The organism is Acinetobacter sp. ANC 4910 (assembly GCF_004331035.1).
In the GTDB taxonomy this organism is placed as follows: Bacteria; Pseudomonadota; Gammaproteobacteria; order Pseudomonadales; family Moraxellaceae; genus Acinetobacter.
This window is the reverse complement of the sequence record NZ_SJNT01000003.1, coordinates 12727-27649: the sequence shown is the minus strand read 5'-3', so window position 1 is coordinate 27649 and position 14923 is coordinate 12727. Positions and strand designations below refer to the sequence as shown.

General features: G+C 39.4%; 14 protein-coding genes. 8 read left to right on the top strand and 6 right to left on the bottom strand.

The features are described from left to right. Positions 1-11 precede the first annotated feature (11 nt). From estB to rubA, 3 genes are read right to left on the bottom strand one after another with little or no spacing between them, the layout of a single operon-like run. Positions 12-950 carry an esterase EstB gene (estB, locus tag E0H82_RS03355; protein ID WP_131263026.1) on the bottom strand — a complete coding sequence of 313 codons (939 nt, stop codon included), beginning with the start codon at positions 948-950 and terminating at the stop codon, positions 12-14. A gap of 60 nt (positions 951-1010) precedes the next feature. After that, positions 1011-2189 carry an FAD-dependent oxidoreductase gene (locus E0H82_RS03350; protein ID WP_131263025.1) on the bottom strand — a complete coding sequence of 393 codons (1179 nt, stop codon included), beginning with the start codon at positions 2187-2189 and terminating at the stop codon, positions 1011-1013. Positions 2190-2248: 59 nt separating this feature from the next. Next, complete coding sequence (rubA, locus tag E0H82_RS03345) at positions 2249-2413, bottom strand: rubredoxin RubA (RefSeq protein WP_016166951.1); 165 nt, start codon at positions 2411-2413, stop codon at positions 2249-2251. Between the two features lie 482 nt (positions 2414-2895). Between rubA and E0H82_RS03340 the strand changes: the two genes are divergently transcribed. Next, complete coding sequence (locus E0H82_RS03340; protein ID WP_131263023.1) at positions 2896-3441, top strand: adenine phosphoribosyltransferase; 546 nt, start codon at positions 2896-2898, stop codon at positions 3439-3441. 57 nt (positions 3442-3498) lie between these two features. On the opposite strand, the gene E0H82_RS03335 is transcribed toward E0H82_RS03340, so the two are convergent. After that, positions 3499-4017 carry a YqiA/YcfP family alpha/beta fold hydrolase gene (locus E0H82_RS03335; protein WP_131263021.1) on the bottom strand — a complete coding sequence of 173 codons (519 nt, stop codon included), beginning with the start codon at positions 4015-4017 and terminating at the stop codon, positions 3499-3501. A 287-nt stretch (positions 4018-4304) separates the two neighbouring features. Between E0H82_RS03335 and E0H82_RS03330 the strand changes: the two genes are divergently transcribed. The 3 genes from E0H82_RS03330 (at position 4305) to E0H82_RS03320 (ending at position 7984) form a co-directional block, all read left to right on the top strand. Next, positions 4305-4745 (top strand): SRPBCC domain-containing protein, encoded by a 441-nt coding sequence (locus E0H82_RS03330; RefSeq protein ID WP_131263019.1) that lies wholly within the window; start codon positions 4305-4307, stop codon positions 4743-4745. A gap of 128 nt (positions 4746-4873) precedes the next feature. Continuing rightward, a complete protein-coding gene (lysS, locus tag E0H82_RS03325) occupies positions 4874-6400 on the top strand; it encodes a lysine--tRNA ligase (RefSeq protein WP_131263017.1) in 1527 nt (508 codons plus the stop codon). 141 nt (positions 6401-6541) lie between these two features. Further along, positions 6542-7984 (top strand): capsule assembly Wzi family protein, encoded by a 1443-nt coding sequence (locus E0H82_RS03320; protein WP_131263015.1) that lies wholly within the window; start codon positions 6542-6544, stop codon positions 7982-7984. 135 nt (positions 7985-8119) lie between these two features. On the opposite strand, the gene E0H82_RS03315 is transcribed toward E0H82_RS03320, so the two are convergent. After that, entirely contained in the window at positions 8120-8809 is a 690-nt protein-coding gene (locus E0H82_RS03315; RefSeq protein ID WP_131263013.1) for a pirin family protein, read from the bottom strand. Positions 8810-8982: 173 nt separating this feature from the next. Beyond that, a complete protein-coding gene (locus E0H82_RS03310; RefSeq protein WP_131263012.1) occupies positions 8983-10221 on the bottom strand; it encodes a L,D-transpeptidase family protein in 1239 nt (412 codons plus the stop codon). Between the two features lie 202 nt (positions 10222-10423). Between E0H82_RS03310 and hemE the strand changes: the two genes are divergently transcribed. The 4 genes from hemE (at position 10424) to E0H82_RS03290 (ending at position 14878) form a co-directional block, all read left to right on the top strand. Further along, positions 10424-11494 carry a uroporphyrinogen decarboxylase gene (hemE, locus tag E0H82_RS03305; RefSeq protein WP_131263010.1) on the top strand — a complete coding sequence of 357 codons (1071 nt, stop codon included), beginning with the start codon at positions 10424-10426 and terminating at the stop codon, positions 11492-11494. Positions 11495-11515: 21 nt separating this feature from the next. Further along, positions 11516-12328 carry a DUF817 family protein gene (locus E0H82_RS03300; RefSeq protein WP_131263008.1) on the top strand — a complete coding sequence of 271 codons (813 nt, stop codon included), beginning with the start codon at positions 11516-11518 and terminating at the stop codon, positions 12326-12328. Between the two features lie 133 nt (positions 12329-12461). Then, positions 12462-12932: a DUF3015 family protein gene (locus tag E0H82_RS03295; protein ID WP_131263006.1), complete on the top strand. Its 471-nt coding sequence runs from the start codon at positions 12462-12464 to the stop codon at positions 12930-12932. A gap of 62 nt (positions 12933-12994) precedes the next feature. After that, positions 12995-14878 carry a DUF4105 domain-containing protein gene (locus tag E0H82_RS03290; protein WP_131263004.1) on the top strand — a complete coding sequence of 628 codons (1884 nt, stop codon included), beginning with the start codon at positions 12995-12997 and terminating at the stop codon, positions 14876-14878. The last annotated feature ends 45 nt before the right edge of the window (positions 14879-14923 follow it).

Here is a 14923-nt window from a genome sequence, read left to right as displayed (position 1 = left end):
TGTCCTAATGTTTAAGATTTAAAATGATGAGCAAATAATCCGCTAAGATGAGGAATGAAATGCGGAGGGATATCATGCCCCATTCCATCAATTAATTCAAATTTAGCGCCTGTAATTGCTTTTGCAACAGCTTTACCATGACTAGGTGGGAGCAAGCGATCACGTGAACCATGTACCACAAGGGTCGGTTGTTGAATCTGCTTGTCCAGTTGTAACAAGGAGCCTGTACATAATATTGCTAAAAACTGTTGAAGTACACCCGCTGGGTAATAACTTCGTTGATATAATTTACGAGCGGTTTGCATGGTTTCAAGTTGATTGATATAACCAGGTGAACCAATAATATTAAAGACTTTTAAGCTGTGGTTAATAATCCCTTCCTCATCATTCGATTCTGGTCGACCAATAAGGCTGAACAATTGCTTTGGAAAAGGAGGAGGGAGTAAAGGTTGATTGTTGCTGGTAAACACCAATCCTAATTTGCTGACTTTATCTGGATTTTTTGCAGCTAGAATTTGTGCGATCATTCCGCCCATGGATGCCCCCAAAACAAAGACATTTTCCAGTCCCATGCGTTCAATCAAGAGCGCAGCATCATCGGCCATATCATGTAAATTATAAGGCGCACCTTGGTTTTCTAAACCCAGTGCAAAACGCCCCATTAATTTAATGGTATTTAGACGTGGTCCCTGATGGCGTATTTTAGAAGATAAACCAATATCACGATTATCGTAACGAACAACACGATAGCCATGATCAATCAGTGTTTTACAAAAGAAATCGGGCCAGAATAATAATTGAGCACCTAACCCCATAATGAGTAAGATGGTTGGATGTTCAGGTTGACCGCCAACTTCGACGTGTAATTCAATTCCATTCCCCAAGTTTACCTTGGTTTCATGCATAAACGGGGTGTAAGGTGAATTTTTGAATTGTAATGCGCTATTCATTCTTCTTTCTCCCCTAATAAGAGGACATTCAAAAATGTGAACGTCCTCTCTATTTTGAACTTAAATTGATACAGGAATCAAGTCTGGAACTAACTTGGTTAGTGCTAATCGTTGTTTCGCTGCTGTTGCACCTAACAATACAAAACCACGTAAAGTCCCTGTACTGTCAAATGCTTTGGCTAGCATGCCATCATCAAATTCTTCAGTTTCCCAATTCACGTCAGCATCAATAGGTGCAGGTAGAACGGTGAGTGGTGCAGCTGGGGTTTTTACTGCAACAGGCATGGCAGGATAGTGTACTGCGGTATGCTCACCATTTAAGGTTTTTGCCAGTGCTCGAGCTTGCTGCATGATAGGCATCACATAAGGCAATAAAGTTCCATTCACTTCCGCACAGTCACCTACTGCATAAATATTGGATAAATTTGTTTCTAGATGGCTGTTGGTCAAAATGCCACGGCTAGTCTGAATATGGCCTGTTTTAGCCAAGCTAATATTGGGCTGTAAACCAATTGCTGAAAGCACTATATCAGCGATTACAGATTGTCCATTGGCTAAAGTGACAAGATAGTCACCATTTTCGATTTTAGATACTTTTTCAACAGTCGTACCTAAAACAAAATGGATGCCTGTTTCTTCAAGATTTTCTTGGAAAGCTGAAGCAATATGTGCAGGCAGTAGACGACCTAAAGGTTGTGCAGCTAAATCAATGACCGTAGCATGATGCCCGGTATTTTGTAGATCATTGGCAAACTCGCAGCCAATTAATCCTGCGCCTAAAATCACCACACGTTTATCTTGGCATTGATCAAGGTTTGTACGAAATTCTTTATAGTCATTGAGAGAGTTGACCACGTGAATATCGTTACTACCGTCTCCAGCAATTGCAAGACGGATTGGATTTGCACCCACAGCTAGAATTAGTTTTGCATAGTCCAAGGTACTCGATTGCCCATTTTTTTCTAAGACAAGTTGATGTTGCTCGCTACGGATTTCTTTGACCCAAGTATGGGTTTCAATACGCATATTGAGCTGAGTACTCATTTTTTCTGCATCGCCCAAGGCGATTTGTTCAGGAGATTTTTTGCCTGCTAATGCATTAGATAAGGTTGGCTTCGCATAATTGCTGGCATCATCTGCGGTAATCATAATCAGTTCTTGTTCCGCATTGAGTTTGCGAAACTCACGTGCCACGGTATAGCCAGCCATGCCTGAACCAATGATAACGATAGGCTGCATTTTTTTCTCCAAAAATAAGGTGTAAAAAAAGACCACTGAGAAGGGCCTTTTCGTTATTATTAAATTTCAATCATTTCAAAGTCGGCTTTAGAAACACCACAATCTGGGCAAGTCCAGTCATCTGGAATATCGTCCCATTTGGTGCCCGCAACGATACCGTCTTGCGGCCAGCCTTCTGCCTCGTCGTAAATCCATCCACAAACGATGCATTGATACTTTTTCATCTGATTCTCCAATTCTGATCGAGATATGTTAGATCAGCAATAACTCATATACCGCATGGCTCTAATGATCTAATTGCTAGCGCTATTTTCGCCTAAATTTTTACGCAGTTCTAGGACGAATGTAAAGCAAATATCGGATTTTAATTAGAGAATCACAGATCTGAATGGCTGAGTAGGACAAAACTTATCAATTCAAACGTAGTCATGTATTTTTGTTAGACAATTTAGAGAAAATTCATTACAACGGGCTTTATTGGGAGGTTATCAGACTAAGGTCGAGCAGATTTAAAACCGTAAATATTGTTATATTATAATCATACAAGTCTATAGTTAATATTTATTATAAAAATTATTTATATAATTCAAGTTCTTGCAGAAATTAATAAAAAACATTCTCGCCTGAAAAGTTGGCTATTATCTATCCTGAATGTCGAATAAGCGTTAAAATTCATCTATTCTCTTTTCGTTTTAAATTCTCTCCCATGAAAAATTTGTCTGCTGTATTGTGGTCACACATTCGTACTGTCCAAGATTTCCCAAAACCGGGAATTTGTTTCTATGATTTGACCCCATTGTTTATGAGTAATATTACGCCATTAGCCGATGCTCTTATTGCAAGTATTCCAGCAGAACAGTTGGCAGAAGTAGAGAGTTTTGTAGCGGTTGAAGCACGTGGTTTTGTACTTGCTAGCCTATTGGCTCAACGCTTAAATAAAGGTCTTTTATTGGTTCGTAAAGCAGGGAAATTACCGCCTCCAGTAGTTGGTGTGGGGTATAGTCTTGAATATGGTGTAGATCGTTTAGAAATTGCAGCGAATATTCAGCCACAAAAAGTGATTATTGTAGATGATGTGCTTGCTACAGGTGGCACATTAAAAGCTGTAAAACAATTGATGGATAAATGTCATCATCAAGTATTGGGTGCGAGCATTTTCTTAGACTTACCGACTTTGCATCAAGATTTAGGCTTTAAAGTTTGGACAGTGTTGGAAGAAAACTCAAAAACACTAGAAGCTGCTGTCGCTTAAGCACGTAATAGCTGCAAAAAAGCCAATCAAATGCATTTGATTGGCTTTTTTATTGCGTTAAAAAATAAAAGTTTGTTCCATATAATGAATAAGATGGTTGATGCGTTCTGGCGTAACCAGTCGATGATGTCCACCTTCAACCGTTTCGACTTGCATATAAGGTTCTAAAAAGGCTGTAGTCGCATACATGTCTAAAACCTCATCACCAAGCTCAATGTAGGCAATTTGAGGGATATCATGTTCTAAATCTAATTCAGTAATTGCAGGATAATCAGAGCGGAAATCTGGAGTTAAATTGGGATTCGCTATAATACAAGGAATTCGGTGTTGTAAGGACATTTTGAGCGCCCAATATCCGCCTAAACTGTGGCCTATTAATAAGTCTGGTTTAATAGTCACTAAAGCATTTTTATAAAATTCGGCAACAGTGGAATAGTTTAAATTTCTGTAATCGACATCTATACAATATTTTTTTGCAGAGTGAATAGCATGGAATTTGGTCGATTCTTTAGAAGAGTCTAATCCATGAAAAAAAAGAATTTTCGATTGGTCTATATTGATGGTTATCGCATTCATAGGCTCTCTTTTTGCAAAGATAGAACGGATTAATAAACGTTCACTTTTCAACTTTTTTAAATTGTTTTTATTTTACGAATCTTCAGTTGGCATTGATCTTAGCATTTGGTCTAAGGGAGTGGTATGCGATAGGGTGATGTAGTTTTTAATAATAGATAAAACAGAGAGATATATTGTCTTTCTTTGGGAATTAGTCAATTTGATAAATATTTTTTAACGATTTATTTTACTGCGTATTGTAATTATTCAGTAGTTTGGAAGGAAGGAACTCGCTTGAGAAAAATAAAATGCTGGAACATCTACGCTTTCGTATCTGTATAGAAGCAAGCCCTGAAAAAATATGGAATATTCTTTGGTCTTCAGATACTTATACTGAATGGACCAAGTTCTTTATGGAAGGATCAAAAATACAGTCCGATTGGACAGTGGGTGGGAGAACTTTATTTATAGACAGTCATGGCGATGGTTTGATTGCCACCATTTTAGTTTATCTACCGCATTGTTCAGTTATTTTTCAATATCAAGGTCTGTTGCAAGGTGGGGTGGAGGATTTTACTAGCCCTGAAGTTCAGCAATGGCAAGGATTACTCGAACAATATTCTCTGGCGGAAATTAATGGAAAAACTGAACTGAGTGTCGAATTGGAAACGATGGAAGATTATAAATACATGATGGAGCAAGCTTTTGAACAAGGATTGCAGCGTGTTCGAGAATTAGCAGAACAATAGAATCATTGAGGGAGAGCAAAGAAAGCTAAATTCACGGTCATTATTTTGTTTAAGAGAAATCATACGAAATCATGAATGAATCTGCTATGCTATAGCACTTCATTTTTTAGTATTTTTACGAGGCAGAGATGACGCAAAACAACGCTCAATCGACTTCTGAACAACCTATTTCCGAAAACGATTTAATTGCACAGCGTCATGCCAAGTTGAAGCAAATTGAAGAGCAAGCCAAACAAACGGGTGCAAGCCCTTGGCCGAACTCGTTCAAGCGCGAACATTATGCACAAGATTTACAAGATCAATTTCAAGATCAATCGAAAGAGCAGATTGAAGCAGCTGAACATGTTTATGTAAAAGTTGCAGGTCGTGTCATGTTAAATCGTGGATCATTCATTGTGATTCAAGATATGACAGGTCGTATTCAGCTTTATGTTGCACGCAAAGAGTTAGATGAAGCCACTTTAGCGACCATTAAAGGTTTAGACCTTGGTGATATTATTGCGGTAGAAGGCTATATTGGTCGTTCAGGCAAAGGCGATTTATATGTTCATATTCAACATTTTGAATTATTGACGAAATCATTACGTCCATTACCAGATAAGTTCCACGGTCTAAATGATACGGAAGTTAAATACCGTAAGCGTTATCTTGATCTGATTGTGAATGAAGAAACACGTAAAACTTTTGAAATTCGTGCCAAAGTTGTTGCAGGAATCCGTGCATTCTTGAACAACGAACGTTTCATGGAAGTTGAAACACCAATGATGCATGTAATTCCTGGTGGCGCATCTGCGCGTCCATTTGAAACGCATCATAATGCTTTGGATATGCCTTTGTTCTTGCGTATTGCACCAGAACTTTATTTAAAGCGTTTGGTGGTTGGTGGTTTTGAGCGCGTGTTTGAAATTAACCGTAACTTCCGTAATGAAGGGGTGTCAACACGTCATAACCCTGAATTTACCATGATTGAATTCTACCAAGCCTATGCAGATTACAAAGACTTGATGGCATTGACTGAAAATATGCTGGAAAAGTTGGCTTTGGATATTTTGGGCAGCACTGATGTGCCATATCAAGGTGAAGTCTTCAGCTTTAAAGGGCCATTCAAGAAAATTTCAATGTTTGATGCAATCTTGGAAAACAATCCAGACTTTACCCCTGAAAATGTTAATGACCGTGAGTTCTTGGCCAAATTCACCAAAGAAGTGTTGAAAGCAGAAGTGAAGCCTGGTTTTGGTTTGGGTAAATTACAAACCATCGTGTTTGAAGAAACGGTTGAAACAAAATTACGTCAACCAACTTTTATCACTGAATATCCAGCTGAAACTTCACCTTTAGCACGTCGTAATGATGATAATCCGCATATTACCGACCGTTTTGAGTTCTTTATCGGTGGTCGTGAATTAGCAAATGGTTTCTCTGAGTTGAATGATCCAATTGATCAAGCAGAACGTTTCCAAGCACAAGTTCAGGAAAAAGATGCGGGTGATGACGAAGCGATGCACTACGATGCTGAATTTGTTGAAGCACTTGAATATGGTTTACCTCCAACTGCGGGTGAAGGTATCGGTATTGACCGTTTAGTCATGTTATTTGCAGATGCACCAAGTATCCGTGATGTGATTTTATTCCCACATATGCGCCGCAAAGACTAAGCTCTGTATCTCATAAAAAAACTCGCTTTATGCGAGTTTTTTTATTTTCACATTTACAACAAAAATCAATACTCAGGTTGCAATCTTTAATCAAAGAAAATATGGTAGTCGGCAGAATTAAGTAACGAGAAAGTCACGATAATGTTTTTAAAAAAATCTTTAGTTTCGGCGTTGTTGGTGGTGTCAGCGTCATCTGGTTTTGCGCAAGGGATTGTCGTGAATAATCAAGATTTACGTTCGGATTTGAACTGGTTAAATCAACAAGGCGTCATTCAAATTAGTACCTCAACATGGCCAATGAGTGGGGATGAAATTCAACGTGCATTATCCCAAGCACGTATTAGTCAACCGGAACAACAAAAAGTAATTGACTCTGTTCTAGCCAGTCTAAAAGCGGACAATCATTTGGCAAAAGTGAGTCTTTATGCGGCAACAGACGAAAAGCAATTTCCACAGGCCTTCGCTGAAAGCAACAAATCTCAATATGTGGGTGCATTAGAGTTAAACGCGGGTAGCGAAAATTGGGATGCCAAATTAAAAGTAAACGTTGAACATGACCCGATGATTGATAATGGGGAATATGTCAATGTTGAAGGTTCATATTTGGCGGGCAAGCTATGGAACCAGTGGCTCATTGCTGGTCAAATGCCAACGTATTGGGGGCCAGGACATGATGGTAGCTTAATCCGTGGAGATGCAAGCCGTCCTGTTTATGGTTTGACCATGCAACGTGCGGATCAAAGTGCATTCGAAACTAAATGGTTATCATGGATTGGACCTTGGCAATATCAAGCCTTTGCAGGACAACTCGCGGATTACGATGCTATTCCAGACACAAAACTCATTGGCTTACGTTTAACTGCTCAGCCTTTGCCGTATTTGGAATTGGGTGCCTCGCGTATGATTCAATGGGGTGGGGATGGGCGCTCGGAGAGTTGGGATTCATTGTGGAATGCGATTAAAGGGAATGATAATTTCTATAACTCAGATGATGATAAATCAAACCAACTTGCGGGTTTTGATGCACGTTTAAATTTAAACCAATGGTTGAATACACCACTGAGCGTTTATGGTCAGTATGTGGGTGAAGATGAAGCAGGGCTGCTTCCATCTAAAAAAATGTATTTAGCTGGCGTGGATTATTCTTCAAGTTTTAAAAACATGCCATTTCAGTTGTATACAGAATGGACGGATACCCGTACCAATGGTGATGTGAAGGGGATTTCATATAATCATTATGTATATAAAGATGGTTACTACCAACATGGCTTCCCATTAGGTCATGCAATGGGGGGAGATGGTGAAATGTATTCAGTCGGCGGTAATATTCGTTTGAACCCTATGAACCGCGTTTTTGGACGTGTTTTAATGGCGAAAGTGAATCAGTCTAATCTGGATATTAATCAGGCATTCCCAGAAAAAGATGAAGTGAAAGCACTCGATTTAACATGGTCGCATTATCTTCGCCCAGATATTCCTTTGAAATTGAATGGATGGGTGAGTGATTCAGATGTGCATGGTAATGATACAGGGCTTTCAGTCGCGGTTGATTTGCCATTAGACCCAAAAGCATGGGGCTATTAATTTCTGAATAGAATAGAAACCTCACAATTGTGAGGTTTTTTATTCTGGAGCTGCCAATATAAGTTAGCTTAGATAAGGAGATAGCATGCAAAGACATTAGTAAATCAATCCCATGCCTTGAAAAGCATGTACTGATTAAACAGGTAAATCAAACCAAATTAATTGGCTGTCTGTCAAAGCTTTAATTTCTGTTTCTTCGGCAAATGCTAAAGCATCACCAGCTTTTAAGGTCTCACCCGCAATTTCAAGCTCGCCAGAAATCACATGAACATAATTGAGTTTCTGCGTTGCTTTGACCACTAAATGGTGCGTTGCTTGTATAAAGGCAGTTTTAACCTCAGCCTGCTGACGGATTTGCATAGCAGCATCACTATTCGGACCTGCAATGACATGCCATTGATTCGGCTGTAATTTTGGATCATATTGAATCTGTTGGTAATTAGGTTCAGCATCACGGATATCAGGATGGATCCAAATTTGTAGCATGTGTACAGGAATATCGCCCTGATTAATTTCGCTATGTTGTACACCTGTACCCGCACTCATGAGCTGCCATTCACCCGCAGAGATATGACGTTCATTGCCCATACTGTCTTTATGAGAAATTGTCCCTTCAAGTACACAGGTCAAAATTTCCATATTGTCGTGTGGGTGTGTGCCGAAGCCATTATGGGCTGCAATTAAGTCATCATTAATGACACGTAACACGCTTACACCCATATATTTTGGATCGTACCAACTACCAAAAGAAAAACTATGTTTTGATTCGAGCCATCCTGCTTTGACATGACCGCGATTTTCACTACGATGTAAATAACTTTGCATGATCGTTATCCTATTTTTAATTTGTTCATGGACTCATCATAGTGTTTCGATTATGTGGTTTAAACCTTATAAAAGCGACAATTCATTCTATTTTTGAAACAGAAAATACAATCAGAAATTTAACTTAAAAAAATAGCCTGCAAGTGCAGGCTATTTAGGGCTAATTGCTAGAATTAATTAAGGAATTTTACAGTCACACCAGAACGAACTTTTTTACCTAGGTCGTTGGCATCCCAGTTGGTTAAACGGATACAACCATGCGATGCAGTTTTTGAAATTGCAGATGGGTTAGGTGTACCGTGAATACCAAATGATTTTTTGCTTAAACCAATCCAAATGTTACCGACTGGAGCGTTTGGACCAGGTGGCAAAGAAAGTGGCTTTAAATTTTTACCTTGAATAAAGTTGCTTGGTGAGTAGCTATACCAAGGATTTTGCGCTACACCAGTGACTTTATACGTCCCTTCAGGGGATGGAGTATCCGCGCTACCAATGGTCGCAGGGAAAGAAGCAATCATTTGGTTGCGGCTATTAAATAGATACAGTTGTTTGGCACCTTTATGTGCAACAATTAAATGAATGTCTTCTGGCAGTTCATTGCGAATATTCGTCACAATAATCTTTTCACCAGCTTTCTTGAATGTTGCTTTTGGATTAAGTTTCTTTAAGAAATCTTCATCCATGTGGAATTTTTCACCCAACATTTCAGTTACACGGGTGTAGTACAGACCTTTCATTTTGGCTTGTAATGCATAGTCGTGTGGAATAGAAGGTGCATATGGCCCTTGCAGATCTGCATCAGTAATGGTGTATTCTACAAATGCTGGACGATTCCCTTGCTTAGCGACTAAAGCATCCCAAGTTTCTTTGGTTAAAGTCCCTGTTGGCTGTAAACCATTCATCTGCTGAAAGGTAGCAAGCGCTTTTAAGGTATTTTTACCACTAGCACCATCAATTGCACCTGGTGAAGCATGTGAGTTATTCAACATGACTTGCGTTCGTGCATAAACAGGGAATTGGCCTTTACCAATATTGTCAAACCACGATGCATTATTTAGACCATCAAGTGTCCAAGAGGCTTTTGCAGCAGGAGAAGTAGGTGCTGTTGCCGCACTTGTTGCTACAGCTGAGCTGGCTGGAGCGGTTCCAATATCTGCTGTGTTATCTTCAGTTTGTTGAAGATTTTGTAAAGTTTGCGACGCCTTATTTAAGTCTTGCTGTTCTTGAGGCGTAATTTGTGTATCTTGCGCTGAAGATGCAGAGCCTATTGCAAGAGGATTAATTGGGTCTTCTACGGCAGTATTGGTAACGACTTTGGGCTTTAATGGTTGTTCAGCAGTAGTAGCTGTGGCAAAAGCTGTGCCAGCAAAAAGGCAGCCTAAACTCATTGCGAGTATTGTGCGAACGAACATGTAATTCAACCTTAAGAATTATTCATTTACTAAGTGACAAACGACACAAGTATTGCAGAAAAAAATGGCAGATGCAGTATTTGTTTTGTGTAAATAGACATTTGTCGAACAAGAACATTAAATTTTAATCGTGTTAGAAGTTATTAAAATTTAGTCCTTTTTGTTATGATGCTGCAAAGATTAAATTAAGTTAGGAAAGTCAATGGCGACCTTAAAAAATGATCGTTTTCTGCGTGCTTTATTGCGTGAGCCTGTTGATACTACGCCTGTATGGATGATGCGTCAGGCAGGGCGCTATTTACCTGAGTATCGTGAAACACGTGCAAAGGCAGGTGATTTCCTTTCTTTATGTAAAAATACTGAGTTTGCATGTGAAGTGACCTTACAACCTTTACGTCGTTATGACTTAGATGCCGCAATTTTATTTTCGGACATTTTGACCGTTCCAGATGCCTTAGGTTTAGGTCTGTATTTTGAGGCAGGCGAAGGTCCAAAGTTTCATAAAACTGTACGGACTGAACAAGATGTCATGAATTTACCGAAATTCAACGCAAAGTCTGATTTAGATTATGTCATGAATGCGGTATCGACCATTCGTTCCGCTTTAGGTGGTCAAGTGCCACTGATAGGCTTTTCTGGAAGTCCTTGGACTTTAGCAACTTATATGGTTGAGGGTGGTTCCAGTAAAGACTTCCGCTATACCAAGCACATGATGTATGCACAGCCAGAAGTTTTACATGCTTTGCTGGATCGTTTAGCCATTGCCGTCATTGACTATTTAAATGCACAAATTGATGCGGGTGCCCAAGCAGTTCAAATTTTTGACAGTTGGGGTGGGGCATTAGCACATCGTGAATATATCGAATTTTCATTAAATTACATGCAGAAAATTATCTGTGGTTTAAATCGTGAGAAAGATGGTCGCAAAATTCCAGTGATTTTATTCACCAAGGGTGGTGGTCAATGGTTAGAGCCAATGGTCGCAACAGGTGCAGATGCACTAGGCTTGGACTGGACGACGCCATTGTCTGTAGCACGTAAAATCGTGAATGGTCGTGCAGCGTTACAAGGCAATTTAGATCCGGCAACTTTATATGGTTCTTCACAAACCATTCAAAAAGCCACTCAAGCTATGTTGGATGATGCTTATGCCAATGGCGAAAAAACAGGATATATTGCGAATTTAGGTCATGGTATTACGCAATGGGTGAATCCGGATCATCCAAAAGTGTTCATTGATACCGTACATGAATACAGCGCAAAGTATCTATAAATTTAAGGCTGAGTATTTACTGTGTTACGTGTTGCTCAATCTTGTGTTGAGTTTTCTTATAAGGCAGCTTCGGCTGCCTTATTTGGAATACTCTTGTTATTGGCTTTTGTTTTTACTGCGCCTTTAGGTTATGAACCTCATTATGGTTTTTACCGTTATGACTACCTGTTGTTTTATGCCTTAGTTATTCAATGCTGTTTATTGTGTTTAAAATTAGAATCTTGGACAGAAGCAAGAGTTATCGCGCTGTTTCACATCATGGCAATGGGGATGGAAATTTTCCTTACGCATCCTGCGATTGCGTCATGGCAATATCCACAACCTGCAATCTTTAAACTGTGGACAGTGCCTTTATTTGCTGGGTTTATGTATTCAGCCGTCGGAAGTTTTTTTGCGCGTTCTTTAAGGCTTTATACCGTATCTTTTAAGGCCTTGCCTAAATTTAGTCATATGTTGACTTTGGCAGTGTTGTCTTATTTGAATTTTATGAGCAAATTCTTTATTCCAGATATTCGATATGTACTGTTTTGCTGGAGTATCGTCCTGTTCTGGAAAACCAAGATTAGTTTTGAATTACAACATCACAGCATTCAACTGCCGATGTTACCTATTCTGTGGGTCTTGGCTTTTATTATTTGGCTTGCAGAAAACGTGAGTACTTTTTACAAAATCTGGCTTTATCCAAGTCAGGTTGATGCTTGGCATATGGTCGGTTGGGGAAAGTTAGGTTCGTGGTATTTGTTGTTATTATTAAGTTTAGTTTTAGTCTTGAAAATACTCGGAATACGCAATTCACAGGGAAATTGGCAGTTAAATAATGATGAATATGAATAGCTTAGTTTAAGTTTTTTAACTTTAGTATAAATTGTTTTGCGTTATTAAAGATATGCGGATAATCTAAGTTTGTGTAATCCATCATTACATGTAAATAATTAGAACACTCAGAGAATAATTCTGGAGAAGTGCGATGTTAAAAAAAGTAGCGTTAGCAGCAGTATTGGCAATAGGTTCTACAGCAGCATTTGCAGATAGCGATGCGGGTTGCGGTATTGGTTCTGAGATTTGGGCGGGTCAATCTGGTAAAGTGGCAAAATTACTTGCCGCTACAACAAATGGTCTATTTGCCAACCAATTATTTGGTATCACATTTGGTACTCTCGGTTGTAGTGGTTCGGGTACAGTCACTGCACAAGCAGTCACATTCACCAATGAAAATGCAGAAGCATTGGCGCGTGATATGGCGGTGGGTCAGGGCGAAAGCTTGAATGTATTGGCTGAATTACTCAATATTAAAGCGCAAGATAAAGCACGTTTCTTTGCCGTATCTAAGCAAAATTTTGCTGAAATTTATTCTACAGAGAATAAAGATTCTTACAAAGTTTTAACTTCTCTACAAGCGGTAATGGCAAAAGATGCAGTCCTTAAAGCTTACGTCTAATTGATTGTTGTAAAACCCTGTCAATACGACAGGGTTTTTTATATCTAAAAATATTAAATTTAATGAAAAAGATTGCATTATTTACAGCTTTATTGGGTTCTAGTCTGGCGTATGCCGTTGAACCCACATCGTCTATGCACTATGTTCAAATGGCGACCCAGAAACACCTCGTGCAAGAGACAACTTGGCAAAGATTAATGTATGCCGACTCCAAAGGGCAGAGTGCAGTTCACTATACAGGCTATTTTCTTAGCCCCGAAGGACGTACACACTTACAAAATGAATTAAATGCCAATATCGAAGCATTGTTCTTATCCGCAGCTCCGAATCAATCCGTTCGCTGCCGATTTCCAGCACGTAGCCAATGGTTAATTCAGCAACTGAATATTGCCACGACAGATTTGCCCCACGTTGAATGTCCTGAATTAGACAAATGGCTTGGTGAAATCAAACCCTATAAAGCCACTTTAATTTATGCAACTGACTTTATGGGGAATCCGAGTTCGATGTTTGGGCATACTCTATTGCGTTTAGACCCCAAAGATCAGAAGCAATTAAACTTGGTTTCCTATGCGGTGAACTATGCAGCCACGGTCGCAAGCGCTGATGGTTGGTCTTTTGCTTGGAAAGGTTTAACAGGACAATATCCTGGCGAATACTCTTTAATGCCGTATTATCGCAAAGTAAAAGAATATGGTGATTTAGAAAGTCGTGATTTGTGGGAATATGAACTCAATTTAAACCCAGAAGAAACTCGCTTTTTGGTCCAGCATATCTGGGAAATGCAACATGTGACTTTTCCCTATTATTTTGTCAGTGATAACTGTGCTTATCGCCTATTAGGATTAATTGATTTAGTCCGTCCTGAACTCAATTTAAGTCAACAGTTTAAAGTGGCTGCCATTCCAATGCAGACCATTAAAGCCATTGATCAACAAGGGATTGTTCGTGAAACAGTTTATCGTCCGGCTTTAGAAACCCAATTATTGGCACAAGCCAAACAGCATGGGCAAAATTTGGCCAAAACAGCACATCAGGTTGCCTTTGCCGAGCAAAAACAAAGACTGGAAATTTTGGTGGCTTATTCTGCGGAAGATCGTGCCAAAATTTTAGAAATGGCCTATGACGATTTGTATTTGCAATTGGTCGCACGTAAAGTGGATGTTGCTTTTGCACAGCCTAATCTTCGTGAATTACTTATTTTACGCAGTGCGATCGATTTAGATAAGCAGCGTCAAGCGCCTGAGCGCCCACGTATTGACCCGACACAATCACATGATGCTCGAAATTTCTCTGTAAAAGCAGGAACTGTTCAAGGCAATGAATTTATTGAGTTGGGACATCGTCAAGCCTATCATGATTTGATTGATCCTCAAGGTGGATACCGTCTTGGAACACAATTGTTGTTTTGGGATGGGGCTATTCAATTCCGTGAGGATGAGTTGAAGTTAGAACATTTCGACTTTCTGACAGTAAATTCTTATAACCCGATTACAGCGTTTAAAACGCCGTTGACATGGGGATTTAATCTGGGTTGGCAACAAGAAGCGACTGATTCTTCAGGGAATTTTAGCGAGCAGGATCAACATGGTGTTGCCAGTTTAAAAACGCAGATGGGCTACAGCTATGCGGACTCAAAACGAGAGAATCTGTGTTATGCACAAATACAAACCTATCTTCAGGGTGGAAAATCGTTGGAGAAAGGTTGGCGATTGGGAATGGGGCCAACAGTAGGTTGTCAGAATATTTGGACAGACCATATTAATTCAATTGTACAAGTTGAATTGCCATATTGGGAAGATTCGCATCAATGGCAAGTCAGATTGAATTCGCAATTACAATATGCCATTAGCGCTCAGAATGCATTACGCGTAGGGTGGGAGTATCAATATCAAGATGAAAAAGATTGGAATAAGCTGAGCTTTGGTTATGTTCGATTTTTCTGAACTTAACGCTAGAAAAAAGGTGCATCAAAAGCACCTTTTTTCTTA

Excerpts from the sequence above, each read along its gene's own strand:
- E0H82_RS03315 (WP_131263013.1), bottom strand. The coding sequence starts at position 8,809 with ATGCAAAGTTATTTACATCGTAGTGAAAATCGCGGTCATGTCAAAGCA.
- lysS (WP_131263017.1), top strand. The coding sequence starts at position 4,874 with ATGACGCAAAACAACGCTCAATCGACTTCTGAACAACCTATTTCCGAA.
- E0H82_RS03320 (WP_131263015.1), top strand. The coding sequence starts at position 6,542 with ATGTTTTTAAAAAAATCTTTAGTTTCGGCGTTGTTGGTGGTGTCAGCG.
- E0H82_RS03290 (WP_131263004.1), top strand. The coding sequence starts at position 12,995 with ATGAAAAAGATTGCATTATTTACAGCTTTATTGGGTTCTAGTCTGGCG.
- E0H82_RS03335 (WP_131263021.1), bottom strand. The coding sequence starts at position 4,017 with ATGAATGCGATAACCATCAATATAGACCAATCGAAAATTCTTTTTTTT.
- E0H82_RS03340 (WP_131263023.1), top strand. The coding sequence starts at position 2,896 with ATGAAAAATTTGTCTGCTGTATTGTGGTCACACATTCGTACTGTCCAA.
- estB (WP_131263026.1), bottom strand. The coding sequence starts at position 950 with ATGAATAGCGCATTACAATTCAAAAATTCACCTTACACCCCGTTTATG.
- E0H82_RS03330 (WP_131263019.1), top strand. The coding sequence starts at position 4,305 with ATGCTGGAACATCTACGCTTTCGTATCTGTATAGAAGCAAGCCCTGAA.
- E0H82_RS03295 (WP_131263006.1), top strand. The coding sequence starts at position 12,462 with ATGTTAAAAAAAGTAGCGTTAGCAGCAGTATTGGCAATAGGTTCTACA.
- rubA (WP_016166951.1), bottom strand. The coding sequence starts at position 2,413 with ATGAAAAAGTATCAATGCATCGTTTGTGGATGGATTTACGACGAGGCA.
- hemE (WP_131263010.1), top strand. The coding sequence starts at position 10,424 with ATGGCGACCTTAAAAAATGATCGTTTTCTGCGTGCTTTATTGCGTGAG.
- E0H82_RS03310 (WP_131263012.1), bottom strand. The coding sequence starts at position 10,221 with ATGTTCGTTCGCACAATACTCGCAATGAGTTTAGGCTGCCTTTTTGCT.
- E0H82_RS03350 (WP_131263025.1), bottom strand. The coding sequence starts at position 2,189 with ATGCAGCCTATCGTTATCATTGGTTCAGGCATGGCTGGCTATACCGTG.